The following is a 25054-nucleotide window of genomic DNA, read 5'->3' as shown; positions in this document are numbered from 1 at the left end:
CGGGGCCCTTTGCGGAGTGCGGATGTGTCCAGCCTTAACTATATCTTCAAGCGCCTGTTGATGATGGTGCCAACCTTCTTTCTGGTTATGGTCATCATCTTCCTGCTGGTGCGGATGCTGCCGGGCGATCCGGCCATTGCGATGGCGGGAGACCGCGCCTCGGACGCTGACATTCAGGCGATCCGGGAACGGCTGGGTCTGACTGAACCGATGCTGGTACAGTTCTGGCTATTCCTTTCCAACACGGTTCAGGGTGATCTGGGGCGCTCGATCCTGATGCGCACAGATGTGATGGATGTCATCGTCGACCGCCTGCCGGTCACAGTGTTTTTAACCGTGTATTCAGTGATTCTGTCGCTGTTGATTGCAGGGCCGCTAGCCTTTGTGGCCGCGCTCAATCGCGGACGCTGGCCCGATGCGGTGATCCGCACAATATTTCAGATCGGCCTGTCCATGCCGGTCTTCTATATCGGCTTGGTCCTGCTAACCTTTCTGGCAGCTCAATTGCGCTTGTTCCCGGTCGGCGGGTATGGCGATACGTTCAGCGAGAAACTCTATCACCTGTTTCTGCCATCGGTCACGGTTGCGCTTTATACCTCGGCCATCATCATGCGGAACCTGCGCAGCGCGATTATCGAAGTGCTGGATGCCGAATATGTTCAATTCGCCCGCGCCAAAGGCCTGCCCTCTCGTCTGATCCTTGGTCGGCACGTGCTGCGCAATGCGCTGATCTCGACGGTTACACTGCTTGGCCTATCCATTGGCAATCTGATGAGCGGGACTTTGGTCACAGAAACCGTATTCGCCGTACCCGGCATGGGACGACTGATGCTCGAAGCGATCTTTGCCCGCGACTACCCGTTGATTCAAGGACTTACCCTGACATTTGCCGTGCTGGTCTCGTTCGTCTTTTTGATGACTGATGTGTTCCAAAGTCGCCTTGACCCGAGGATGCGCCTGCAATGAGTGATATGACCTTCACTAACAGCCAGCCCTCGTTTTTCAGGATGGCTCTTCGCAAACCAGGGTTAGTCGCCGGGCTGTTGATCATCGGGTTTTCGATCCTGCTGGCCGTCTTTCCCGGCGCTTTCGCGCCCTACGATCCAAACACAATCGATTACAACGCAATCCGACAGCCCCCATCTTGGGCGCATCCATTTGGCACCGACCTGTTGGGCCGCGACAGCCTTTCGCGGGTGATCTGGGCCTATCAGGTGAACATGCAAATGGCCGTGTTCGGCACGGTCTTTGCGTTGGTGACCGGCGTGATAATCGGAGCACTTGTCGGATACTACCGGGGCATTGCCGACCTGATCTTCGGTCGGATTGTCGACGCCGTCATTACCTTCCCGTTCCTTGTTCTAGTCATCGCCATGGTTGCGGTGTTGGGGCCTGGGCTGGTTAACATGTATATCGCCATCTCGGTCGTTTACTGGGTCTATTATGCACGCCTGATGCGAGCCGAAGTCATTGCACAGATGGGCAATGACTATGCCGCCGCAGGTGTCGTCATGGGCTATTCTGATCGGCGCATCATCTTCCGGCACCTGCTGCCCAACGCGATCACACCGGTCATTGTCTACTGGATGACTGACATGGCTCTGGTGATCTTGTTGGGGTCGTCGCTGGGTTACCTGGGGCTGGGCGCACAGCCACCACAAGCCGAATGGGGCGTACTTATCGCAGAGGGGCGCAACTTTATCTCGACCGCGTGGTGGCTGAGCCTGATGCCCGGATTGGCCATTGTTCTGACAGGGTTGGGTTTTTCTCTGTTGGGCGACGGGTTGGCTGATCTTCTCAGGCCGCGAGGGTAAGATGGACGAAAATACACCGATCCTTCAGGTCGACGGCCTGAATACAACATTCCACCGCAATGGCCGGGCTTTGCCCGCGTTGCGCGATGTCAGCTTCTCGGTCGCACGGGGCGAGGTTCTGGGGCTGGTTGGCGAAAGTGGGTCAGGCAAAAGCGTCACTCTGCGTTCGATTATCGGGTTGGCGCGCCGCTATGGAGATGTGACCGGGCAAGTACGCTGGCAGGGTCGTGATCTGGTTGAGATGGCGGATCGCGCATTGCGTCAGATACAGGGCCGCGAAATCGCTATGATTTTTCAAGAGCCGATGACCTCACTCAATCCACTGCTCACGGTTGGATTGCAGCTTGAGGAAACCTTGCGCGCTCATACAGACCTGCCACGTGCCGCGCGTCGGGATCGCGCCATCGAAATGCTGGATCTGGTCGGAATCCCTTCTGCCGCGCAGCGCCTAAAGGATTACCCGCACCAGTTTTCCGGCGGGATGCGACAACGGGTGATGATCGCTATCGCGCTGGCGGCAAACCCGAAATTGTTGTTGGCGGACGAGCCGACCACGGCACTGGATGTGACCATTCAGGCGCAGATCCTCGACCTGATCCTGCGACTAGCACAGGACATGGATATGGGGGTTTTGCTGGTAACTCACGATCTGGGTGTTGTGGCGCAAACCTGTGACAATGTTGCCGTGATGTACGCGGGCCGGATTGTCGAGCAGGGGCTGGTGCGGGATGTACTGCGTGAACCACGCCACCCCTACACGGTCGGGCTGATGCGGTCGGTGCCGGAGAACCTGCCGCCGCGAACGCCGCTTTATTCCGTGCCGGGTGTTCCCCCCGGTCTGGACGCCTTGCCACCTGGCTGTGCATTTGCCCCCCGATGCACGTCTTGCATTGCGCCATGCAGTCAGGACCGTCCCGCCCTGTCGCTGATCACCGAGGGGCGACAGGTCGCCTGCTTTAACCCGGTTACCAAATCTCAGGGAAATGCGGCATGACTGGCACTGTAATGGAAATCCGCGATCTGCATCTGCGGTTCCCAATGGGGCGAAGCCCTGCAGATTACGTCACAGGTCGCCCGGGGCGCGTTGTCAATGCGCTGAACGGGGTCAGTCTGGATCTGATCCGTGGTGAAACGCTGGGCGTCGTTGGAGAGTCCGGGTGCGGAAAATCGACTTTGGCTCGTTGCATCGTACGCCTTTACACACCCAGCGAGGGCGAAATCCGCTTTGACGGGCAGGATGTTTTTGGCACTGAACAGCGCGCAGACAGGGCCTATAACCGTCGCGTCCAGATGATGTTTCAAGATCCCTATTCGTCACTCAACCCCCGAATGACCACGGGCCAGATACTTGCCGAAGCCCTGAGCGTACATAAGATGCGCCCAGATGCGAAAATTCCCGCCCGCGTTGCCGAGTTGTTGGAATTGGTTCGCCTGTCACAGGACGCACAACATAAGCTGCCACATGAATTTTCAGGTGGCCAACGGCAACGCATAGCCATCGCACGGGCCCTGGCGGTCGAGCCCGAGGTTCTGATCGCGGATGAACTGGTTTCAGCACTGGACGTCTCGGTTCAGGCACAGGTGGTCAATCTGCTTCTGGAATTGCAAGAGACTCTGGACCTGACAATCCTGTTTGTCGCCCACGACCTGCGGTTGGTTCGTCATGTTTCGAACCGGGTGGCAGTGATCTATCTGGGTCGCATTGTCGAGGTCGGCGACAGCGAGACCCTGTTTTCAGCACCCGCGCATCCTTACAGTCAGGCGCTGCTGTCTGCGGCTCCATCCCTTAACCCCGACGAAAGGGGCAAGGCGGTCAAGCTGGAGGGCGAGCTGCCTTCGCCGCTGAACATGCCGTCTGGATGCCCGTTCCACGTGCGTTGCCGCCACGCCACCGAAACCTGCAAGACTACGTTGCCCGTCCTTTTGCCGTTCAAGGGACGGGGCGAGGTTGCCTGCCACCATGTCGAAGAGATCAATGCCAATGCTTGACGCACCGGACACAAACCGAGCCCCAATCGTCGCGGCCCTGCGGGCCGAACTGCAATCGTGTCGTCTGGATGCTTTTATTCTGCCCCGATACGATGCGTATCAAGCGGAATATGTCGCGCCCCATGATGAACGCCTTGCCTATGTGACGGGCTTTACCGGATCAGCAGGCCTGGCGATCGTCACCATGGAAACAGTCGCAATTTTCGTGGACGGAAGGTATGTTGTTCAGGCAGCAAACCAATGCCTGGAACCCCTGTTTTCCCACCACCATCTGTTCGATGATCCGCCCGAGAACTGGCTGGCTGCAACATCGCAGCCAGACTGGCGCATCGGATTCGATCCCATGCATGTGCCACCCGTCCTGTTTGATCGGTTCGCCGGAGCATTGAAACAGGGTGAGTTGATCCCGGTCGAAAACAACCCGGTGGACGTTATCTGGACGGATCAACCACAAATGCCCAGAGGGAAGGTAGCCCCTTTCCCTGTGCAAATCTCGGGTCAGTCTGCACAGGAAAAGATCAGCAATTTGGCAAAGAAGATAGATGCCCGTGGTGCAGAACTGATGGTTGAGACGCAGCCGGACAACATTGCCTGGCTGTTGAATGTCCGAGGGGCAGATGTGGCCTTTAACCCGGTGCCACAGTCCTTTGCCATTGTGGATACGACCGGTCAGGTGCTTTGGTTCGTCGCGTCGTCAAAACTAAAACAGGATGTCACGGATCATCTACCGGATGCGGTAGGGATCTGTCCGCAGGAGGATTTTCTGTCCACGTTGAAAAGCCGGATCAAACCGGGGCAGAATGTCCTGTTCGATCCTGATTTTTCACCCACGGCCGTCCGCATGGCAATTGAACAGACCAGCGCTGCTGCAATCCCGCAGGGCAGTTTTTTAACCGCAAGCAAAGCCCTTAAGAACCCGGTCGAAGTGGAAGGGATGCGGGCCTGCCATATTGAAGACGGCATTGCCTGGGTCGAGTTCTGCGCCTGGTTGGCTTCTGAAGTTCCACGCCGCGCCACCGCTGACACGCCAGTCACAGAACGCGAGGCCGAGGAAGCCATGTTTAACTTTCGCCAAGGCCGGCCAGGGTTTCTCGAGCAAAGCTTCAATTCGATATCCGCTGCTGCCGGAAATGCCGCAATGTGCCATTATGCAACGCAGGACAACAATTCGGCTCCAATCCGTCCCGAAGACACATATCTGCTGGATTCAGGCGGGCAATACGACACTGGCACCACGGATGCCACGCGAAGTTTCGCTTTTGGGCCAAACAGACCCGATGGGTATGATCGGGCCTACACAGCGGTATTCAAAGCTTTTTACGCCATCGCAACGCTGCGGTTCCCGCCGGGCACACAGGGTCACCACATCGATGCGATCTGCCGTCGCCCGCTGTGGGATCTTGGGTTGGATTATGACCACGGCACAGGCCACGGCGTAGGACATCGGCTGTCCGTGCATGAACATCCCCAACGCATAGGCAAGCCTTATAACCCGATCGATCTGGCCCCGGGTATGATCCTGTCCATTGAGCCCGGATATTATGAAACTGACCGGTTTGGAATTCGGATCGAAAACCTTTTCGAAGTGGTGCAACTAAGCAATGGGTTCATGGCGTTTTCAAACCTGACATGGTGCCCCATTCAGACCGACATGTTGATGACAGAGATGTTGACTGATGCGGAACGCAACTGGGTGAACACCTATCATGCGGATTTATTGGCTCGCCTCGGCCCCAGATTGTCGCCGCACGCTTTGACATGGACTACGGCAGCCTGCGAGCGTTTATAGCGACCGAGCTTCTAAATCCCGTAGGATTCGCGCATCAGTGTACCGATATATTCAACCGCGCTGATCGGAGCATATCGTGGCGGGCGCGCTTCGGACTGGCAGTTGTCCAACACACCCAGTTCCGTCAGTGGATTGGTGCTGGCAAAAAACGGCAGCGAGTATCGCTCCAGACCGGTACGATTGACGACCCGATGAAAAGTCGAGCGGTACAGATCGTTCGTCCAACGCTGCAGCAGATCACCGACATTCACCACAAATGTATCCGAAATGGGGGGCACGGGGATCCATTGATCAGCCGTATTCTGCACCTCAAGCGCGGGCACGTCATCCGTGGCAACAATTGTGAAAGCGTCGTAGTCGGAATGCGCACCGATACCCATGATCTTTTCCGGGTCATGGATCGGCGTTTGAGGCGGATAATGCGCCAGACGCAGCTCGGCGATAGGTTTCGTGATATGTGCTGCAAAATAGTCTTCCGGCAGACCCAGAGACAGGGCGAATCCACAAAAAAGCGTCTCGCTCAGGCGTAGCATTTCGCGATGATAGGCCATCACCGGTTCCCGGAAATTGTCCAACTCGGGCCATTGATTTGGCCCACACCCATATGTGCCCGCCGCAGTGTCAGGGTCGTCTGGACCCAGATCCAGCGCCAGGTCAAAATGCTCATGCAGATCACCGTGGTTGTCTGGGTTGGTATTTTCCTCCAGCAACCCACCATAGCCACGCAGAAGCGGAGAATTGCGGATCGAAACCTTACGCTTCTCTACATCGGGTAAATCGAAAAACCGTTGGGCAGCGGTAAAGGCCCCTGCCCGAATATCTGGGTCAAGGCCGTGGTCCGAAACATAAAAGAACCCTACTTGCGTGCAGGCGGTCCAGATGGCATCAGCAACGCGTTGCTTGGAAACAGGGTCGCCATCTTTCAGCGCGGCGATATTGATCACCGGAACCTTTGTAAACGGTGCCATTTGCACAACCCCCGCCAACAGGCGCGATGCATTTCGTTTTTTTATGCTAAGTGTTTCCATCACCTATCCTCCGGTGCAGAGCATTGCCACAAGTCGTGCTGAAAGATAAAGGCCTCCGACCTTTTTCATCGGGCGTGAAAGCCTTTCGGACGGCAGAAGTAGCCGCCTGGCAATACGAGTATTGTTTATGCGCAGAAGCTTTGGAACCCGGCCAATCGAGCTGGAGAACGTCGAGACCAACGTATCCGACATTCAGACGAAAAGTGCTAAACGTGGTTCCAAACAGGAATTAAACATGGACCATGGCCTTGCATTTGCGTTGATCGGTGCAACTGCAATCCTAGTCGCCATACCCGGCCCGAATGATGCGCTGATCTACGTTGCTGTAATTCTTTTTGGTAATCTTTTGTGGTCAGCCTGCGCTCACTCGGTACGCCCGGTTATTGCCAGGTTAGGACGGATTCGCCACAAGCTGAAAGGCATCCTTTTTTCGGATCAGGCCTTGGATTGGCGCTGGCAACGGATGATCGGTAGTGAAACGCATCAGGGCAACCGAGTCTCAAATCTCGAAGCCCACGCACTTATTTCTTGTCTGTATGTGTCACCGCGCGCCAATCTTGTGACGGGGGGTTGGCCAGCAGATTCATTGCTCGCGATTTCATGGCGCCCGACACAGGGTCTCCACCCCGCTCGTTATCAGCAGACTCAAAGGCAGCTATGGCCTTCTCGAACTGCCCCGCTCGATAATGCGCAAGACCCTTTTCGTAGGTTTCAATCCAAGCAGATAATCCATCAAAACTATCCGCCATCGCGATCAGCTCATAGACCACCAACTCTTCGGCCCGCCCAAAAACCGTAAGCGTGTCCAACTCACGCACGACAATTGCGTCCGCCGCTTCACGCCTCGTCTCGGGACCAATCAGAATGAGCGTGCCGTAATCCTTATTGGCCCCTTCCAAACGGCTGGCAACATTCACAACATCGCCAATAGCGGTGTAGTTCAACCGTTGCTCTGATCCGATATTTCCGACCAGAGCTTCTCCACTGTTCAACCCGATCCTGACACGCAGTGGATTGCCAGCCTCGTCCTCAATGCCGGCCTCTTCTACGGTGGCTGCAAGGTCCAATGCCGCGCGACAAGCATTCTCGGCATGGGAGGCATCCGTACGAGGTGCCCCCCAGATCGCCATGACCGCGTCACCCATGAATTTATCGATTGTGCCGTCATGGCGGGCAACGGCTGCTGCTGCTGCGGTGAAAAAAGGCTCCATCAATTGGATAATTTTGGGGCCAAGTTTTTCCGACAATCCGGTAAATCCGGTCACGTCACAGAACAACACGGATATCTGCTTCATGTCGCCACCTGGCTGCGTTTTGATACCCTCGGCAACCAGCATCTGCACAAGATCGGTTGGTACGTATTTTCGGAACGCAGACAATCCCGCTGCCATACTTGCAGTGGCGGCGGACAGATTGGCCAGCTCAGACAGGTTTGAAGGCCTGCGTGGAATGTGTTCAACATCAAAACGTTCGATTTTGCTCAGGTCTTCAGCGATGCGCGCAAGTGGATTTGCTACAATTCTACGGATCAGCCAGATCGCCAGAGCGGTGGCGACGATCACAACTCCGATCAGAATATAGATCAGGTCTATCAAGGTTTCATCGATGCCTGACAAGAAGGCCGATTCTGGAATGACCGTTGCGACACGCCAGCCGTAAAAACCCAAGGGCGTAAGGGCAACTGCATAGGGCACCCCATCGATGACCACGCGTTTGCTCGAACTGCCCGAAGTCTTGGCGTCCGGACCACCTAACAGCTTTTCACCCGAAATCTTGGCAACCTCGTATAGATCTCCTTCACCCATTCGCGCGGGCGTAACTTCGTCCGCTTCCGCATCGGGAACGGCTATTACGTTGCCATCTGCGTCCAGAATAAAGGCAGCGCCGAATTCACCGGGCTCAAGCGTCGCCAGAAAGCGCGACAACCGGTCGGTTTCGATTGCCACCGCCAGAACACCCTGCCGCGCCCGGCTAACATCGATCGGACCCGCAAACGCATAGACGGTCTTGTTACTGCCCGGCAGATCGCGCGCTTCGATCCACCCCTTAGAGTCCAGAGTCATGAAATTACCAAACCAGGCATGTTCACGCGGGTCGTAAGATGTCTTGGCAAAGCTCCGTTCTTCGAACTGGATATCCCCGGGAATAAAGATGTACCGATCGGTCCGTAACTCGCGGTCGCGAATTTCCTTGTCGATTTCAATCATCTCAAGCCCGCTGTCACCCAGTCGGTGCGATGCAAAGAAATTTCCATCCGGCCAACCGAAGAATATCCAGGAAATATTTGGTTGCGCCAGCAATTGTGACAGAAAGACGAATTCTCGCTTATCAGCCTGTCGCGTTGCGATGACATTCTGTACAAAGATCGTCCGCACCGCAGACCACGCAGCCTCGGCCGATCTGAGGGTTACGCCCACCTCAATACGGACGGCGTTTGCGATCTGGCTGTTGATCTCAGCTGCAAGCATTCGGCTGTTGTCACGCGCTGTTGTCCACCACAGCGAATGAACAACAAACGTCGACACGCCTATCGAAAGGGCGACCAGCATAGATACAGCAATGCCGACGCTGAACCGCATGAAAACTCCACAAAAGAATGTCCTGTTCCACAGTATTCAATTGAGATGGCAAGAAGAGCAAAGCTTACTTTGCTCCAAACCTGAAAAATCACGCAACTGTTAGGCTCTCGTGTATTCCCTGTCAGGAATTCGGGGTAATTTGCTGCCTCATCCGAGAGAGAGAGAGCACCTCAGGCAGATAGCCGTTTGCCGCAGCCCAGAGCACAGGCTTTGACCAAGTCGCAAATCAATAGACCGGTGGCTAGGTTTTCCGGCGTTTGGGGACAGCGTTGCCACCTTTTGCAGATTTTGCCGCCGCAGTACGTGCACGGTTTTTCTTGCTGCTCGGCTTGCCCTTTGGCGGCGGCGGGCCTTTTGGGGCATCTCCGGCAGATTTGAAATGCGCGCTCTTTTCCGCAACGCTGCGAGTTTTGCGGGTTTTCGGTTTTGCACCCGTTGCTTTGAACTTACTTTTTGAATCGTCGTTTGAGGTTAGGTGGGGTTCGGTCGCATACGCAGGTTTTTCGGACTGAGCCTCGGGCTTGGGTTGGCGCCGTGGCGCTTTCCGCTCAGCCGAAGCAGCATCCTTTTTATATCCTGGCGGCTTGCCTTTAAACTTGCGATTTAACTCCGGTCGTCCGGTTGACGACAGGTCTGGCGCTTTGTCCAATTGCACAAGTTCCTTGGACCCTTCGATTTTCATGTCTGAACCGATGGCGGTCAGAAAACCGTCGACGCTGCTTTCTCGGATTTCGACATAGGTAACGTCATCAGCAATCCGGATGGCACCGATGTCGTCCTTCGTGAGATCGCCTGCCTTGCATATCATCGGCAGCATATGACGTGGAGACGCGTTTTGATTGCGTCCCTCGGATATAGAGAACCAGACGCTGGGACCAAAAGCAGCACGTGGTTTTGGGCCGCGCTGATCGACAGATGCCAGCTCTTCCGGGGCGGAATGGCGCAGTTTGTATTGCCGAAGGTAAGCCGCCGCGATCTGCTCCGGAGTAAAACTCGCCATCAGTTTCTCAACTGACGGGCCTTCGCTTTCCGTGACTTCAGCCTGCCAGTCCTCCGACGCGAACATTCGCACCTGATCGCGCTCGTTCACCTCATCAGCCGAAGGGGCCGTTCCCCATTCAGCCGTCAGCTTGGCGAATTTCAGAATGCGCTCTGCCTTTTTTCGCGATGAGGGCTCGACGACCAACGCGCTGACGCCCTTGCGACCTGCGCGACCCGTACGCCCAGACCGGTGCAACAGGGTTTCATGGCTGTTTGGCAACTCGGCATGGACCACCAGATCAAGGTTGGGCAGGTCGATCCCACGGGCCGCGACATCGGTTGCCACGCAAACCCGGGCCCGCCCATCGCGCATGGCCTGCAACGCGTTGGATCGTTCGCTCTGGGTCAATTCGCCAGAAAGGGCCACAACCGAAAATCCTCGGTTCGACAACCGCGCGGTCAGACGCGAAACCATTGCGCGTGTGTTGCAGAAAACAATGGCGTTCGGGGCCTCGTAATACCGCAAAACATTGATAATCGCGTTTTCACCATCACGGGGGCCCACTGTCATGGCGCGATACTCGATATCCGCGTGCTGGGTCTTTTCGCTGACGGTGCTCACACGTTCCGCGTCGCGCTGATACCGCGTGGCCAGATTGGCAATGGCGCGGGGCACCGTGGCGGAAAACAACAGTGTCTGACGTTCGGCAGGTGTTTCATCAAGGATGAATTCAAGATCCTCGCGGAATCCCAGATCCAGCATTTCATCGGCTTCATCCAGAACAACGGCACGGATGGCCGTCAAATCAATTGAACCCCGCATGATATGGTCACGCAGCCGCCCAGGGGTGGCCACAACGATATGAGCACCTCTCGCCAACGCACGACGCTCGTCCCGGATGTCCATGCCGCCCACGCATGAGGCCAGAAACGCGCCTGCCCCGGCATACAACCAGCCAAGTTCACGCTTCACCTGCAGAGCCAACTCGCGCGTCGGCGCAACAACCAACGCTAACGGCGCACCCGACGCCCCGAAGGTTTCCTCCTCGCCCAGCACTCTGTGCGCCACCGCCAAACCAAACCCAATGGTTTTTCCTGATCCGGTCTGGGCCGATACCAGCATGTCACGCCCTTCCAGCTCGGGCTGGGTAACGGCACGCTGTACTTGGGTCAAAGTATCATAGCCCTTGCGCGCAAGCGCATCTGCAATGGTTTGTTTCACGGTGGTGGTTCTTTGTATCGGCCAGGTGATATGGGCAGTGCGGTATTGCAATCAGCACATCATCCAAAGGTAAAGACAGCCCCATACCGGGTGTCATTCCCAATGTATAGACAGGAATACCGACACTGTCGCTGAAAAGTTTCCCACTATAGGAACACTCCGGCAGGACAGAAGCCTGCTCCAACCGATCAGACCAGACAGGTTCAATCCTATCTCCACACGGTCCTTGAGTTCGACATATTTGACGTAGATACCCGAGAATAGACGTCGATTTCTCAACATCGGGCGTGCACTTTCTGGTCAATCCCTTCGGTGGCGCGGCCCTCGCCGATGCGTCGCAGATCGAAAAGGTCCTGAGCCAGGTTCATTCTTAACTTTGCAACCTCAAACTCAATCCGCTTTTACACCAAGAAGGGTCCTGCCTTGGGTCAGCCCATTCACTTTTTCCAGGATGGCCTCTGAATCAATGCGGTGGTGGCAATAAAGGTCACTGATCGTTCCGGTCTGACCAAAATGCTCGACCCCCATCGGAATGGTCTGATGTCCAAGTACGGCCCCCAGCCAGGAAAGTGTCGCCGGATGGCCATCGATAACGGTGACCAACTTGCAGTGTGATGGAAGACCGGACATCAGAGTTTCAATGTGCGACCGTGCTGCCTGATTACCACGCGAACGCGCTCGTTGCGCGGCTGTCCACCCGGCATTTAGCCGATCGGCCGAAGTCACGGCCAAAACACCTATGTCACGACGGCCTTCACCAATCATACCGGCAGCCTTGATTGCCTCCGGCGCAACTGCTCCTTGATAGGCGACTACAACTTCGCAATTGGGCCCGGGTTTTCGTAACCAATAGGCCCCATCAATGGCACCTTGGCGGAACTCGTCGTCCACGCGTTTGCCGGGCTGTTCAATCGGGTTGGTGGTCAGGCGCAGGTAGACAGACCCTCCAGTTTCATCGCGCAGCCATGTGCGCTCGTCGGGCTGTCCTTCGCCAACGCGCTGCAGGTAGTCAAAGGCCCACTCCATGATCACTGCCAGTTCGTCAGCAAAGGCGGGCTCGAAAGCGGCCAGCCCGTCCTGGCTCATCCCGATCAGCGGTGTGCCAACAGATTGATGCGCCCCACCTTCAGGTGCCAGTGTGACGCCTGACGGAGTGCCAACCAACATGAAACGAGCATCCTGATAGCAGGCGTAGTTCAGCGCATCGAGACCGCGACTGACAAAGGGGTCATACACGGTGCCAATCGGGATCAATCGCTTGCCGAACAAGGAGTGCGACAAACCCGCAGCGCCCAACAACAACATCAGGTTCATCTCGGCGATGCCAAGCTCGATATGCTGTCCTTCCGGCGTGAACTCCCATTTCGCAGTCGATGGAATGCGGTGTTCAATGAAGACGTCGGCTTGTTCAGATCGGGCGAACAACTTGCGCCTGTTCACCCAAGCACCAAGGCTTGTCGTGCCTGTCACGTCTGGCGAGGTCGTCACGATGCGTTCGGCCAATTGGCTTTCGCCTTTTGACAGATTGTCAAGGATCTTGCCAAGCGCCATCTGGGTCGAGATTTCGCGGCTGGTTTCGATCGCGATAGTCGGAACATTCAGCTTGTCATCAAAATAGCGGCGTGGACCCTTGGCAAAGAAAGGCGTGCCCGCCAAAAAATCCTTGAACGCGTCTGGGTCTTGCACTGTCGCAAACAATTCCCATTCCTCGCCTTCTGCCACCCCCATATGCGACTGCCATTCTGCGAATTGGCTGTTATTCATCAGCCCGCCGTGATTGTCCTTATGGCCCGCTATGGGCGTACCCCACCCCTTAACTGTGTAGGCCAGAAAACATGTGGGGCGATCATGATCTATGGCGGCGAAAGTCTCGGCCATGGTTTCGACGCAGTTGCCGCCAAGGTTTTCCATCAAGGCAGCCAGCTCGGCATTCGAGCGCCGTTCGATCAGAGCGGTGACATCCCCCTGATCGCCCAGATCATCCATGAGGCGCTGGCGCCAGACTGCGCCTCCCATGAACGTCAGGGCCGAGTAGTCCTGGTTGGGGCACGCATCGATCCAATCGCGCAGGCGATCGCCGCCTGGCTCTTCAAAGGCGGCGCGCTGCTGGACGCCGTGCTTCACGCGCAGGACGTCCCAGCCGAAGGCATCGAAGATCTTCTCGATCCGCTCGAACAACCCCTCTCGTACGATCCCGTCCAGTGACTGGCGGTTGTAGTCGATGATCCACCACGTATTGCGAAGATCGTTCTTCCAGCCTTCCTGCAAGGCCTCGTATACGTTGCCTTCGTCCAGTTCGGCATCGCCTACAAGCGCCACCATCCGGCCCATGGGTGCGTCCGACCCCCAGCCTTTGGCTTTGATGTAATCCTGAATGATCGAGGCAAACGAGGTAATTGCCACACCCAGCCCCACCGAACCGGTCGAGAAATCAACATCGTCGATATCCTTGGTCCGGCTGGGATAGCTTTGCACGCCGCCAAATCCGCGGAAGTTCTTCATCTTTTCGCGTGTCTGATTGCCCATCAGATATTGCATCGCATGAAAAACTGGCGAGGCATGGGGTTTGACCGCAACCCTGTCTTCGGGGCGCAGGGCTGAAAAATAGAGAGCGGTCATGATCGAAACCATTGACGCAGACGACGCCTGGTGGCCGCCGATCTTGATCCCATCCACCTTTGGCCGGATATGGTTGGCATGATGGATCATCCAATGCGACAACCACAGCAGACGCTGTTCAACGATCTTCAGCTGGATGGGATCAATGGGCATGGTGGTCTCCGGGTTCAGGCGGCGCTACGAGCGGGATAGGGCAGAGCTTGCTCGAGGTCTGCAAGGATATCTTCGACATCTTCCAACCCGACCGACAGGCGGATCAGGCCATCGCTGATCCCATGCTCGGCCCGCTCTTCCGAAGTATATGTCGAATGGGTCATGGAAGCCGGATGCTGGATCAGTGTTTCGGCATCACCCAAGGACACTGCGCGTTGAATCATGTTCAGGTGATTCATGAAAGCGATCCCACCGGTCAGGCCGGACTTGATTTCAAACGCAATCATGGCACCAGGTTGGGACATCTGCCGCTGCGCGACATCACGCTGTGCGAAACTCTCAAGTCCGGGGAAATAAACCTCACCGACGGCGGGGTGCGCTTCGAGGAAGTCGGCCACGACCTTGGCGGACGCACAGTGGCGATCCAGACGCAGGTTTAGCGTTTTCAGTCCCCGCAGGATCAGCATCGCGTTGAAAGGTGCCATCACCGCGCCGGTCATGTCCTTCATCCCGACAAGACGGATTTCGGCAATCTGCTCGGCGGTTCCGACAACCAGACCGGCAACCACATCGCCATGCCCGCCAAGGTATTTGGTAGCAGAATGCAGGACGATATCCGCCCCATGCTCGATTGGGCGAGTCAGATACGGGCTGGCATAGGTGTTGTCGACGACGACCTGTGCGCCAACCTTATGTGCGATGTCCGCGTTGGCGGAGATGTCCACCAAGCGCATGTTCGGGTTGGCCGGAGTTTCGAAATAGACAACGCGGGTATTCTCGGAAATTGCTGCTTTCAGGTTCTCAGGGTCTGTCATATCGACATGGGTAATCGTGACGCCCCATTTTGCCAGACCGTGACGCATGAAGGCGAAGGTGCAGCCATAGAGCGTTTTGTCGACGATAACTTCGTCACCCGGCGATAGAAGGGTCCATAGTACAGAGGTAATCGCACCCATTCCGCTGGAAAGGGCCAGTCCAGCTTCGGCACCTTCAAGCACGGCAATACGCTGTTCCAGCAGGTCGCATGTGGGGTTTGAAATGCGACTGTAAATATGACCCGCGCGCGCACCTGCGAACATCTCGCCGCCCGCTTCGGCCGTCTCAAAGGAAAACGTGGACGTCAAATGTAGCGGAGGAGTCAGAGCGCCGTCATTTTCCAGAGGGTCATAAGCATGGTGAATGGCGCGCGTGGCAAATCCGGTTGAACGAGTCATTACAAGCTCCTGATTCAAGTTGAAGCCAGTTTGCACCTAAATCTTGAGCTATAGGTTGCGAAATATATCAAATGTAGTGATAATATTGGCAGTTTATGCCAATTCAGGGGGCGCAATGGACGCTAAGGACAGGAAAATTATCCGTGCGCTGCAGCGGGACGGGCGCATGACGAACCAGGACCTCGCCGATGAGGTGAATCTGTCTCCGTCACCGTGTTTGCGCCGGGTCAAGAACCTCGAAGCCAGCGGAATCATAAAGGGTTACAGCGCTAACGTAGACGCAGCCGCATATGGGATAGCCATTACGGTGTTCGTGCGTATCCGGTTGGAGCGGCATAATGAAACGGACGTGCAGAACTTTGAAAAGCGCGTTCGGATGATCGACGAAGTCCTTGAATGCCACGTTCTGACCGGGGCGATGGACTACCAGTTGCGGGTATTGGTATCGGATCTCGAGGCATACGAGGAATTCATTCGTCACCGAATTCATCCGATCGGTGGGATAGCCTCGATCGATACCAGCTTTGTCTATGGCACGGTAAAGAAGACAGCAGTTTTTCCGCCCTGATGGAAAGCTTCGAGTTCGACGGAGTCCGCGATAACGAAACACACCTGAAGCATGCTTTGGTCGGGAAAACAGACACATTTTCGTGACAATGGCTAAATCGCAGGCATTTTAAGCCGACTTCAGCTTCTCCCAGGTGTGATGCTTTCGCATTCCACTTCACCGAAGAGCGTGGTCTTGCTAGGCCTTGCTGAACGCGCAATGCAGGATTCTGATTTCTATGACCACCATGTTTTCGCGTCTCACTCTAAGAGGGGTGACATTCAAGAACCGCATCGCGGTCTCTCCGATGAGTCAGTATCGGGCCAAGGGTGGTTTTGCGAACGATTGGCATATGGTTCATCTTGGGCGGTTCGCTATGGGCGGTGCCGCGTTGGTTTATGCCGAGGCGACAGCCGTTGAAAGGAGTGGACGCCGCACGCATGGGGATCTGGGCTTGTGGAACGATGCCCAAGCTGACCGATTGAGACCGATCGCTGCCTTTCTGGAACAGGAAGGCGCAGTGCCCGGAATCCAACTGAGCCACGCGGGCCGAAAGGCGTCTGAACGTAGACCATGGCACGGGGAAACTCCTGTTGACGCGGAAGATGAGACCGAGCGCGATGAGGCGCCGTGGCCCGTTTTCGGACCGTCAGCCCTTCCGTATGCCGCCGGTTGGCCCACGCCTGCCGAGATGTCGGAAGCGGACATTAATCGAGTTATCCAAGCATTTGGCTCTGCTGCCCAGCGCGCTGCAGAGGCAGGCTTCAAGATCATCGAAGTGTATGCCGCTCATGGTTTTTTAGTTCATCAGTTTCTCTCACCTCTGTCGAATGTTCGAACAGATCAATGGGGCGGTTCATCTGAAAGCCGCGCAAGGTTCGCCGTCGAGGTGGCCAGGTCCATCCGTGCTCACTGGCCCGAGCGCTATCCGCTTTCCTTTCGTCTGTCTGCGACCGATTGGATTGACGGAGGATTGGAAATCCAGGACACCGTCGAGATCGCCCGGATGCTCAGGGCGGAAGGCGTCGACCTGATTGATTGCTCATCCGGTGGGGTTGGTGGCAAGGATCGCCCTCGCCGGATGAAGATTTCAGAAGGTTTTCAGACCGAGTTCGCCGCCGAGATTCGTCGTGACGCAGAAATTGCCACAATGGCCGTCGGGTTCCTCTGGGATGCTGCGTTTTGCGAAAATCTGCTGGCCTCGGGCAAGGCGGATATGGTCGCATTGGCACGAGAATTGTTGGATGATCCGAACTGGCCGCTACGCGCTGCACAGCATCTGGAGATGGGGTCAAATCACGAGTTTTGGCCCATCGAGGCCGGATGGTGGTTGATGAAACGAGATCGGCTACTCAGCAAACTCGGGTTGAGATGAACATCTGAAAAAGCGACTATGCCAGCGACTTTCTCGCGGGCATAGCGACGTGACTTGAGCCACCAGAACTGAGCATTCTGCAGACCTTTGGCGCACCTTACGTGTTGCATACCGCTCTATTTGGCGTGCATCTCACGTTTGCGGTTGCGGGTTCGCTTGGTGGCCTCTTCCGAGCCGTCGTGATAGGTGCCGAACCACTTGTCCCAGGGCATTTCCGCATTGCCGTAATTGCATTCATAATAACGGTGATGCAACTGATGGAAAAAGGCACCTAGCAGCAGGGCCTGACGGTCTTTTGCCCAGATCGCTTCATATCCGGAATGAGATGAGGCCGCGCCCAGCATCAGCCAGTAACCCAGAAACAACATGTGGACCGGGTTGCTGGGCAGGATCAGAACGATCAGGATCGCGCTCAGGTAACCAAAGGATTCCACCGGATGCATCGACATGCCCGACCACGGGCCGGTGTTCACGTTGCGATGGTGAACCGCATGTACGTGTTTGTAGATAAAGGGCTGATGCAGGAATAGATGCACGACGTAGAAATGAAAGCTCTGCCACAATGCCAAGATCGGGAACAGCGCGACAAACCAGATCGGATGCGCCGCAAAGCTTAGCGTGCCGATGTAGTCGTTGGCGTACATCCAACGCAGAAAACACTCCAACAGCGACAGGAACGTCGCGCCAAAGACCATGGAGTAATAAATGTTATCCCAGGTCTGATAGCCGAACTTAAACAGCGCATTCTTGCGCTTCATATAAGGCCGCGGGTCGTATTTCAACAGCTTGCCCTGCCCATCGACCCCGTAGAACCACAAATGAAGGCCACCGGCCACGATCAGCAGCAACACCCAGGTGCGGATGAATACCCATGACATCCAGCCAAGGGCAAACGTGGCCTGCTCGGCCACGACAGGTTGCATCCAGAAGGCAACCAGAAAGGCCAACACCAGAAAGATCGAGCGGTCCGAGAATTGCAGCCAGTTCTGCCAGACCCATTTCCCAAACACGCTGAAGTTCGGTGGCCAGTTCCAGTATGGGGCATATTTCACCGGCAACTCCGGATGCCAGTGCCATTCGTGGCTCATCGGCTCGGGTTCGGGGCGGGTCTTAGTGGTGTCCTGAGGGATTGTTTCTGCAATCGTCACGGATTTTCCTTTCCTGAAATGGAGTTACCTGTTTCAGGAGCGAGCCGGAGGCGGCTCATAGGGATACTTGCGTGACAGCCGACAATACATGAATTGACCTATTCGTGGAACGGGCGGCGCTTATCCAACGCCTCGCGCAGCTTGTCCTGCTCACCCGGCTTCATGGAGATGCTGGTGGCGGCATAGGGATAACTGCCATTTAGCACAGCGGCGCGATATGCAGTCAGTCCTTTCATACGTTCAGCCTCCAACTGGACACGGGCGCTGGCCATGTCGGCAAAAGCCTTGGCATGGCGCGGCGGATCAACAGTGTCGCCGCAGGCATCATCCTGAAACAGGAAGATGACGTCCGCAGCCCCGCCCGATCCGATGGAATGAGTGATCAACCCGGTGCGCGGACTGATCTCGGCAATCGCCTCATCCGCGACGCATTCCAGTTCGACGGCATAGGCACCGGCTTCCTCCAGACGACGCAGATCGTCGGCCAGCTGCATCGCCTCATCCGCTGTGCGGCCATAGGCGCGTAGCCCCCCAATCTGGGTGGACAGACGCGGCACCAGTCCCAGATGGCCCTGCACGGCCAGCCCTTCATCAGCCAACAGTTCAACTGCCTTGAAACTGCGCAGAGTATAGACTGCATCGGCCCCTGCAGCCGCAGCGCGAATACCTGCGCGCAGGATATCCTTTTGGGTTTCATAGTCGCTGGCCATCAACGCTGCAGTGGTAAAGGTGTTGGGTGCACCCGCACGCACTTCAACAAGATCATGATCGACAATCGACAGATGGTCGATCCCGGTTGCTTCGGCGGCGGCTGCCTCGATCCGGTTCACGGCGGTAGTCTGGACAAATTTGCGCTTGCCTTTGCCCGCTTTGATATCTGCAACCGTCAGGTTGCGCGTCGCGGGATACCCGCCATAGGTATAGATCCGTTTCATGACAGCCGCCTTTTGACTTATTCAGCCGCTTTATGCTGCTTGCCCTGCGGGATCACCTCGTAACCCGGCTCTTCCGGCTCATCGTCCAGCATTTCCGGCGGGAAACCGGGCGCGCGAATATCCAGCCCTGTTGCCTCTTCCAAGCGTTTGATGATGTTAGGTGAATAGCAACGTTCGCCAAAGCGTTCGATACCGTCCTCGAAGATCTGCACCAGCATCGGTGAGATTTCCAGCGGCACATTGTGGCGATCAGCCACCTGCTGGAACAGGCCTGCGTCCTTTTTCACCAGATCCATAGTGAACGAGATATCGCGCGACCCGTTCAGGATCACCTGACTTTCTGTTTCATGCACAAAAGACGTGCCCGAACTGATCTTCATCGCCTCATATGTGGTGTTCAGGTCCATACCTGCCGCCTTGGCGGTCACCAGCGCCTCGCAGCAGGTGACGAGGTTGGCGGTCGCCAGATAATTGGTCACGACTTTCAGAACCGACGCAGAGCCCAACTCGCCCGTATGCAGGATGCGGCGCCCCATCGTGGTCAGGAAGGGCAGAATACGTTCGAACGTGGCGCGATCACATCCGGCAAAGATCGAAATGTTGCCCGTATCCGCGCGGTGGCACCCCCCTGAGACCGGGCAATCGACGGCGGCCCCACCGCGTTCCATCACCATGGCACCCAGGCGTTTGACCTCAGCTTCATCCGTGGTGGACATTTCCATCCAGATTTTGCCTTCGGTCACTTCGGGCAGCATTTCCTGCATAACTGCGTCCGACGCTGCAGGAGACGGCAAGCAGGTAATAACTGCATCACAATCCCGCATCAGCTGCGCAGGATTCTCGGCCGCCTTGGCACCGAGGCTGACAAAACCTGATACCAGATCAGCGTTCAGATCATGTACTGTCAGATCAACTCCATTGCGCAGCAAACTGCCACTGAGTTTTCCGCCGACATTTCCAAGGCCAATAAATCCAACTTTCATACACACGTTCCCTTGCGAAGCCCGATCACACGACCAGCGCTGTTGATCCTGCATGAAATCTAAGGGCGTTGAATGCACTGTGTAAAACGAATAAATGTTGCCAAAATCCACAATTTTTTTTGGTGCTAGAATGCCTCGATCACCCAATCTCGTTTGGCTTCGGTCTTTTGAATGCGCTGCCCGGCATATGAACTTTACCGCAGCTGCAGAAGAGCTTGGCATTACACAGACAGCGCTGAGTTTGCACGTTCGCTCGCTGGAAGCACAATTGGGTTGTCCCTTGTTTTTTCGCGCTGCGCGAAACCTTAGCCTGACGGAAGTAGGGCAGGCCTATGCGTTTTCTGTTCGGCGGGCTTTGGGCGATATCGACCTGTCGACCGCAAGTCTTTTCGGCTCCGGTCAGATGCAGGAGTTGGTTGTGCGTGTGCCAATTTCCACCGCGACTTTGTTCCTTGCCCGCAAACTGCCCGAGTTTTCGCGTACTCATTCGGGTGTGTCCATCAGGCTGGTTTCAAATATTTGGGCGGAATCCGCAGGGCGGGAAAATGTCGATGCCGAACTGCGTTTTGGCAACAACGAATGGAACGATGGGCCGATCAGCAGGATTTCCAAAGAACGCATTGTTCCGATTGCGGCCAAGACACAGGGCAAAAATCATCCCTCGACCAAAGACTTGCTACAAAAACCTCAGATTCAGATTTTGGGGTTTCAGGACATGTGGCGCAGGTACCTGTCGGCATTTGACGTGCAATACCCTGCCACGGATTCATCCTACACGGTCGACACGACTATTGCCGCCGTGGACATTGTTGCGGAAGGCGGCGGCCACGCGGTCATCCTTGAGCGATTTGCCAGGACCGCAATCGAAACCGGAAGGTCCATCGCGATCGTTGGAGAAGCTATTCCGATTGAGCAGAGCCACTTTCTTGTTGAAGGGCAGAAATCGAATTCGAACTCTGCAGCCAAACAGATGTTTGAAGCCTGGCTCAAACAGATCTTTGCCTGAGTCGAGTTGTGGCGATACGCCGCCAAACAATCCATTCGATCAGAAAGCCGTTTGGATTTGGCGAAGCTGGCCCGGCGACGGGCGCATTCAGTTCACCTGCCATACCTGAAGCGTGGGCACCGCGTCCCGACAGATACGCAAATGGTCTTGTGAGGGGTGAGTGCCTCACGTGCGAGATCGGTATGCATGGCTACCTGGGCCAATTTCTGCGCCAAACATAAATAATGGCGTTGGCGGTAACAAAGAAGTCTTGATGACGTGCTGAAACCCCATCCGGTGCTCGCGGTATCCTTATTTACCTGCGTGCCCGTGCCTGCTTGCTGATCCACTCTGCAAATACTTGAACCGCGCCGTTCTTCTGACCTGTTGGTGTTGCTATGTAATAAGCGCTGTTCGTTGTGTTTGTGATCTGGCCGATTTCGGTCAGAACACCAGATGTCAGCTCTTCTTCAATCAGATAAGAGGGAAGGATCGCCGCACCCAGACCGGCCACGGCGGCCACGATCAGCATTGAGAACTGGTCGAACCGCATTCCGGGGAAAACTGCTCCGCGATCCAGCCCCAACTGGGAGTGGTACCTCGACCACAGATCGGGGCGTGAGGTCAGGTGCAATAGTGGCAGGTCAAAAGTTTGAGTATCTGTTTCCAGCCGGTGATGCCTCAGCAATACGGGCGCTGATATGACCACCAGATTCTCAGGGAACAACCTGCGCAACTGCGCACCCGGCCAGTCGCTCTGCCCAAAATGGATTGCCAGATCCATTCGCCGCTCTTCAAGGCTGAATGGAGTGGTGTAGGAATGCAGGTCCAATTCGATCCCCGGATGCCGCGCTTTGAAATCCGGCAGGCGCGGTACCAACCATCGTGTCGCAAAGGTGGGTAAAACAGCCATGGTCAACAACGACGCACCATCTCCGGCAGCAATTGCACGGTTGATCGTACCGCTTAGACGTTCAAGATCACCTGTCAGTTCGTCTCGCAACGCTCGCCCCGCTTTTGACAGGCGCACTGCGCGACCGATCCGTCGAAACAACGTGACACCTATTGCGGCCTCAAGCTCGCGCACCTGACGACTGACTGCGCTTTGGGTCACGCCGAGCTCTTCCGCCGCCATTGTATAGCTTTCGTGGCGCGCAGCGGCTTCGAAACTGCGCATGAGGGCAAGAGAGGGCAAAGAGTTGATCCTGGGCATGGTATCCATGAGTTTTAGTCACTGAAAAGATACCTAAAGGCGTATTTTTCTCAAGTAGCTTTGCAGCTAAAACCGCACATGACCTTGAAGGAAGTTTCATTGTGTTCCAGCGCGCTGACCGGTTAGACGGTATCGATTTGTCCGAAATCGTTCGGATTTCAGAGGCCGCCGCCCGACTTCGCGCCGAAGGGCGGGATATTCTGGCGCTGTCAACCGGCGAACCGGACCTGCCGACCCCACCTCATGTGGTCGAAGCTGCTCATTCAGCGGCACTGGAAGGCAAAACCAAATACCCACCCACAGCAGGTGTGCCTGAACTGCGCACAGAAATCGCCCGACAAGCGGGTGTCGAGATGACCCAGGTCATCGTATCAACAGGCGCGAAACAGGTGATCGCAAATGCCATGCTGGCCAGCCTGAATGCCGGTGACGAAGTCATCATGCCCGCACCCTATTGGACCAGCTATTCCGATATTGTCCGAATGGCAGGTGGGGTGCCGGTGGTTTTGCCTTGCACGATGGAGCAAGGCTTCAAACTGCTGCCTGAACAGTTAGAAGCCGCCATAACACCGCGCACGCGCTGGCTGATGCTGAATACGCCTTCGAATCCGTCGGGCGCGATTTATTCACAAGCCGAGATCGCAGGATTGTCGGAGGTGTTGAAACACCACACTCAGGTCTGGGTTCTGGCGGATGAGATTTACCGCCATCTCAGCTATGTACCCTTCACTTCAGTGGCCGAGGCCGCTCCGGCGCTGACCGACCGCCTGCTCATCGTCGACGGCGTGGCCAAGGCCTGGTCGATGACCGGATGGCGCATTGGCTGGGGAATCGGACCGACCGATCTGATCAGAGCCATGGTCGCTGTACAGGGACAGGTCACATCGGGGGCATGCTCGATCTCACAATGGGCCTCGCTGGCCGCGATCACTTGCGAACCCGGGTTGCTGGAGGAGCGTCGCGCCCTCTTTGCCACTCGCCGAGACCTGGTCGTAGACGGGTTGAATGCGGTGCCCGGATTGCGCTGTTCAGCACCGGACGGGGCGTTTTATGCCTTTCCGTCCTGCGCGGACTTGTTGAAGGAACAAGGCGGACCATTTGACAGTGACGCGGAATTCTGCACGTGGTTGCTTGAAGAGGCCGGTGTCGCTCTGGTGCCCGGCCGCGCTTTTGGGATGCCAGGTCACCTCCGCCTGTCATTCGCTTATGCCGAAAATCAAATTGCAGCGGGTGTTGCGCGTCTGAAATCCGCTGTGGAAAGGAAACTTGCATGAAACCTCAATCCACCCCGCATCTCGGCCCCTTCACCTGGGACGACCCGTTCCTGATGGAAGACCAGCTGACTGAAGACGAACGCATGGTGCGCGATGCCGCCCACGCCTACGCGCAGGACAAGCTGCTGCCTCGTGTAACCGCCGCGTTTGCCAATGAAGAAACCGATCCGGCCATCTTTCGCGAGATGGGCGAGATGGGTTTGCTGGGGACCACTATCCCCGAGGAATATGGCGGTATCGGGTCCAGTTACGTGACCTACGGTCTGGTCGCGCGCGAGGTCGAGCGGGTGGACAGCGGCTATCGTTCGATGATGTCGGTGCAGTCCAGTCTGGTGATGTATCCGATTTACGCATACGGCACCGAAGAGCAGCGGAATAGATACCTGCCGAAACTGGCCAGCGGTGAATTCATCGGCTGTTTTGGCCTGACCGAGCCTGACGCTGGCTCAGACCCCGGCGCGATGAAGACGGTCGCGAAGAAAACTGACGGCGGTTACGTGCTGAACGGAACCAAGATGTGGATTTCGAACGCGCCGATTGCGGATGTGTTCGTAGTCTGGGCAAAATCCGAAGCGCATGGCGGCAAAATCAAAGGCTTTGTTCTGGATAAGGGAACGGCTGGCCTGTCGGCTCCTAAAATCGAAGGCAAACTGTCCCTGCGCGCCTCGATCACCGGTGAGATCGTAATGAACAATGTCGAGGTCGGAGAAGACGCATTGCTGCCCAACGTCGAAGGTCTGAAAGGCCCGTTCGGCTGCCTGAACCGCGCGCGCTATGGCATTGCCTGGGGATCAATGGGTGCAGCTGAGGCGTGCTGGCACGCCGCACGGCAATATGGGCTGGACCGCAAACAGTTCGGTCGTCCGCTGGCGCAAACGCAGTTGTTCCAACTGAAGCTTGCTAACATGCAAACCGAAATCACGCTGGGCCTGCAAGCCGCGCTGCGTGTGGGTCGCTTGATGGACGAAGCCCGCGCCGCGCCCGAAATGGTCAGCCTGATCAAGCGCAACAATTGCGGCAAGGCGCTTGAGATCGCCCGCCATGCCCGCGACATGCATGGTGGCAACGGGATCAGTCAGGAATTCCATGTAATCCGCCACATGGTGAACCTTGAAACCGTCAATACCTATGAAGGCACCCATGACGTGCACGCCCTGATCCTGGGTCGTGCACAGACAGGTCTGCAAGCCTTCTCCTGAGGACATC

General features: G+C 56.3%; 19 protein-coding genes. 10 read left to right on the top strand and 9 right to left on the bottom strand.

Going from position 1 to position 25054, the window contains the following annotated elements:
- Window positions 1-24: 24 nt before the first annotated feature.
- Genes Q0816_RS07600 through Q0816_RS07580 form a run of 5 tightly spaced genes read left to right on the top strand, consistent with a single transcriptional unit; the run spans window position 25 to window position 5592 of the window.
- Window positions 25-966, top strand: coding sequence for an ABC transporter permease (locus tag Q0816_RS07600; protein ID WP_298849139.1), 942 nt, complete (start codon window positions 25-27; stop codon window positions 964-966).
- Window positions 963-1814: an ABC transporter permease gene (locus tag Q0816_RS07595; protein WP_298849138.1), complete on the top strand. Its 852-nt coding sequence runs from the start codon at window positions 963-965 to the stop codon at window positions 1812-1814. Before Q0816_RS07600 ends, Q0816_RS07595 begins: the two co-directional genes overlap by 4 nt.
- A 1-nt stretch (window position 1815) precedes the next feature.
- Complete coding sequence (locus Q0816_RS07590) at window positions 1816-2808, top strand: ABC transporter ATP-binding protein (protein ID WP_298849137.1); 993 nt, start codon at window positions 1816-1818, stop codon at window positions 2806-2808.
- On the top strand, window positions 2805-3803 hold the full coding sequence (locus Q0816_RS07585; protein WP_298849136.1) for an ABC transporter ATP-binding protein: 999 nt from the start codon (window positions 2805-2807) through the stop codon (window positions 3801-3803). The genes Q0816_RS07590 and Q0816_RS07585 overlap by 4 nt, the downstream gene beginning before the upstream one ends.
- Window positions 3796-5592, top strand: a complete 1797-nt coding sequence (locus Q0816_RS07580; protein WP_298849135.1) for an aminopeptidase P family protein — start codon at window positions 3796-3798, stop codon at window positions 5590-5592. The genes Q0816_RS07585 and Q0816_RS07580 overlap by 8 nt, the downstream gene beginning before the upstream one ends.
- A gap of 11 nt (window positions 5593-5603) precedes the next feature.
- Here Q0816_RS07580 and Q0816_RS07575 read toward each other — a convergent pair whose 3' ends face one another.
- The 5 genes from Q0816_RS07575 to Q0816_RS07555 all read right to left on the bottom strand — a co-directional run bounded on the left by Q0816_RS07575 (window position 5604) and on the right by Q0816_RS07555 (window position 15388).
- Window positions 5604-6620: a 2-oxoglutarate and iron-dependent oxygenase domain-containing protein gene (locus Q0816_RS07575; RefSeq protein ID WP_298849134.1), complete on the bottom strand. Its 1017-nt coding sequence runs from the start codon at window positions 6618-6620 to the stop codon at window positions 5604-5606.
- Window positions 6621-7141: 521 nt separating this feature from the next.
- Window positions 7142-9199: an adenylate/guanylate cyclase domain-containing protein gene (locus Q0816_RS07570; RefSeq protein ID WP_298849133.1), complete on the bottom strand. Its 2058-nt coding sequence runs from the start codon at window positions 9197-9199 to the stop codon at window positions 7142-7144.
- Between the two features lie 241 nt (window positions 9200-9440).
- On the bottom strand, window positions 9441-11402 hold the full coding sequence (locus tag Q0816_RS07565; RefSeq protein ID WP_298849132.1) for a DEAD/DEAH box helicase: 1962 nt from the start codon (window positions 11400-11402) through the stop codon (window positions 9441-9443).
- Window positions 11403-11792: 390 nt separating this feature from the next.
- Complete coding sequence (locus Q0816_RS07560; RefSeq protein WP_298849131.1) at window positions 11793-14174, bottom strand: 1-deoxy-D-xylulose-5-phosphate synthase N-terminal domain-containing protein; 2382 nt, start codon at window positions 14172-14174, stop codon at window positions 11793-11795.
- 14 nt (window positions 14175-14188) lie between these two features.
- Complete coding sequence (locus Q0816_RS07555; RefSeq protein ID WP_298849130.1) at window positions 14189-15388, bottom strand: methionine gamma-lyase; 1200 nt, start codon at window positions 15386-15388, stop codon at window positions 14189-14191.
- Between the two features lie 115 nt (window positions 15389-15503).
- On the opposite strand from Q0816_RS07555, the gene Q0816_RS07550 reads away from it, so the two are divergent.
- Together Q0816_RS07550 and Q0816_RS07545 are read left to right on the top strand one after the other, a co-directional pair.
- Window positions 15504-15956 carry an Lrp/AsnC family transcriptional regulator gene (locus Q0816_RS07550; RefSeq protein ID WP_298849129.1) on the top strand — a complete coding sequence of 151 codons (453 nt, stop codon included), beginning with the start codon at window positions 15504-15506 and terminating at the stop codon, window positions 15954-15956.
- A 217-nt stretch (window positions 15957-16173) separates the two neighbouring features.
- The gene (locus tag Q0816_RS07545; protein ID WP_298849128.1) at window positions 16174-17310 is read left to right on the top strand and encodes an NADH:flavin oxidoreductase/NADH oxidase; all 1137 of its coding nucleotides are present in this window, start codon (window positions 16174-16176) and stop codon (window positions 17308-17310) included.
- 116 nt (window positions 17311-17426) lie between these two features.
- Here Q0816_RS07545 and Q0816_RS07540 read toward each other — a convergent pair whose 3' ends face one another.
- From Q0816_RS07540 to Q0816_RS07530, 3 genes are all read right to left on the bottom strand, one after another.
- Entirely contained in the window at window positions 17427-18458 is a 1032-nt protein-coding gene (locus Q0816_RS07540; protein ID WP_298849127.1) for a sterol desaturase family protein, read from the bottom strand.
- 98 nt (window positions 18459-18556) lie between these two features.
- On the bottom strand, window positions 18557-19393 hold the full coding sequence (locus Q0816_RS07535; protein ID WP_298849126.1) for a 3-methyl-2-oxobutanoate hydroxymethyltransferase: 837 nt from the start codon (window positions 19391-19393) through the stop codon (window positions 18557-18559).
- Between the two features lie 17 nt (window positions 19394-19410).
- Window positions 19411-20376 carry an NAD(P)-dependent oxidoreductase gene (locus tag Q0816_RS07530; protein WP_298849125.1) on the bottom strand — a complete coding sequence of 322 codons (966 nt, stop codon included), beginning with the start codon at window positions 20374-20376 and terminating at the stop codon, window positions 19411-19413.
- Window positions 20377-20506: 130 nt separating this feature from the next.
- Here Q0816_RS07530 and Q0816_RS07525 point away from each other — a divergent pair, with 130 nt between their 5' ends.
- Entirely contained in the window at window positions 20507-21382 is an 876-nt protein-coding gene (locus Q0816_RS07525) for a LysR family transcriptional regulator (RefSeq protein ID WP_298849124.1), read from the top strand.
- 295 nt (window positions 21383-21677) lie between these two features.
- Here Q0816_RS07525 and Q0816_RS07520 read toward each other — a convergent pair whose 3' ends face one another.
- Window positions 21678-22556, bottom strand: coding sequence for a LysR substrate-binding domain-containing protein (locus tag Q0816_RS07520; protein WP_298849123.1), 879 nt, complete (start codon window positions 22554-22556; stop codon window positions 21678-21680).
- A 119-nt stretch (window positions 22557-22675) separates the two neighbouring features.
- On the opposite strand from Q0816_RS07520, the gene Q0816_RS07515 reads away from it, so the two are divergent.
- Both Q0816_RS07515 and Q0816_RS07510 read left to right on the top strand, forming a co-directional pair.
- Window positions 22676-23848 carry a pyridoxal phosphate-dependent aminotransferase gene (locus Q0816_RS07515; protein WP_367180474.1) on the top strand — a complete coding sequence of 391 codons (1173 nt, stop codon included), beginning with the start codon at window positions 22676-22678 and terminating at the stop codon, window positions 23846-23848.
- On the top strand, window positions 23845-25047 hold the full coding sequence (locus Q0816_RS07510) for an acyl-CoA dehydrogenase (RefSeq protein WP_298849122.1): 1203 nt from the start codon (window positions 23845-23847) through the stop codon (window positions 25045-25047). The genes Q0816_RS07515 and Q0816_RS07510 overlap by 4 nt, the downstream gene beginning before the upstream one ends.
- Window positions 25048-25054 lie beyond the last annotated feature (7 nt).

Source organism: uncultured Ruegeria sp., from assembly GCF_947497005.1.
Taxonomy (GTDB): Bacteria; Pseudomonadota; Alphaproteobacteria; order Rhodobacterales; family Rhodobacteraceae; genus Ruegeria.
This window is presented reverse-complemented; position numbering and strand designations above follow the sequence as displayed.

Excerpts from the sequence above, each read along its gene's own strand:
- Q0816_RS07525 (WP_298849124.1), top strand. The coding sequence starts at position 20,507 with ATGCCTCGATCACCCAATCTCGTTTGGCTTCGGTCTTTTGAATGCGCT.
- Q0816_RS07580 (WP_298849135.1), top strand. The coding sequence starts at position 3,796 with ATGCTTGACGCACCGGACACAAACCGAGCCCCAATCGTCGCGGCCCTG.
- Q0816_RS07510 (WP_298849122.1), top strand. The coding sequence starts at position 23,845 with ATGAAACCTCAATCCACCCCGCATCTCGGCCCCTTCACCTGGGACGAC.
- Q0816_RS07570 (WP_298849133.1), bottom strand. The coding sequence starts at position 9,199 with ATGCGGTTCAGCGTCGGCATTGCTGTATCTATGCTGGTCGCCCTTTCG.
- Q0816_RS07550 (WP_298849129.1), top strand. The coding sequence starts at position 15,504 with ATGGACGCTAAGGACAGGAAAATTATCCGTGCGCTGCAGCGGGACGGG.
- Q0816_RS07595 (WP_298849138.1), top strand. The coding sequence starts at position 963 with ATGAGTGATATGACCTTCACTAACAGCCAGCCCTCGTTTTTCAGGATG.
- Q0816_RS07535 (WP_298849126.1), bottom strand. The coding sequence starts at position 19,393 with ATGAAACGGATCTATACCTATGGCGGGTATCCCGCGACGCGCAACCTG.
- Q0816_RS07545 (WP_298849128.1), top strand. The coding sequence starts at position 16,174 with ATGACCACCATGTTTTCGCGTCTCACTCTAAGAGGGGTGACATTCAAG.
- Q0816_RS07560 (WP_298849131.1), bottom strand. The coding sequence starts at position 14,174 with ATGCCCATTGATCCCATCCAGCTGAAGATCGTTGAACAGCGTCTGCTG.
- Q0816_RS07555 (WP_298849130.1), bottom strand. The coding sequence starts at position 15,388 with ATGACTCGTTCAACCGGATTTGCCACGCGCGCCATTCACCATGCTTAT.
- Q0816_RS07575 (WP_298849134.1), bottom strand. The coding sequence starts at position 6,620 with ATGGAAACACTTAGCATAAAAAAACGAAATGCATCGCGCCTGTTGGCG.
- Q0816_RS07585 (WP_298849136.1), top strand. The coding sequence starts at position 2,805 with ATGACTGGCACTGTAATGGAAATCCGCGATCTGCATCTGCGGTTCCCA.
- Q0816_RS07590 (WP_298849137.1), top strand. The coding sequence starts at position 1,816 with ATGGACGAAAATACACCGATCCTTCAGGTCGACGGCCTGAATACAACA.
- Q0816_RS07530 (WP_298849125.1), bottom strand. The coding sequence starts at position 20,376 with ATGAAAGTTGGATTTATTGGCCTTGGAAATGTCGGCGGAAAACTCAGT.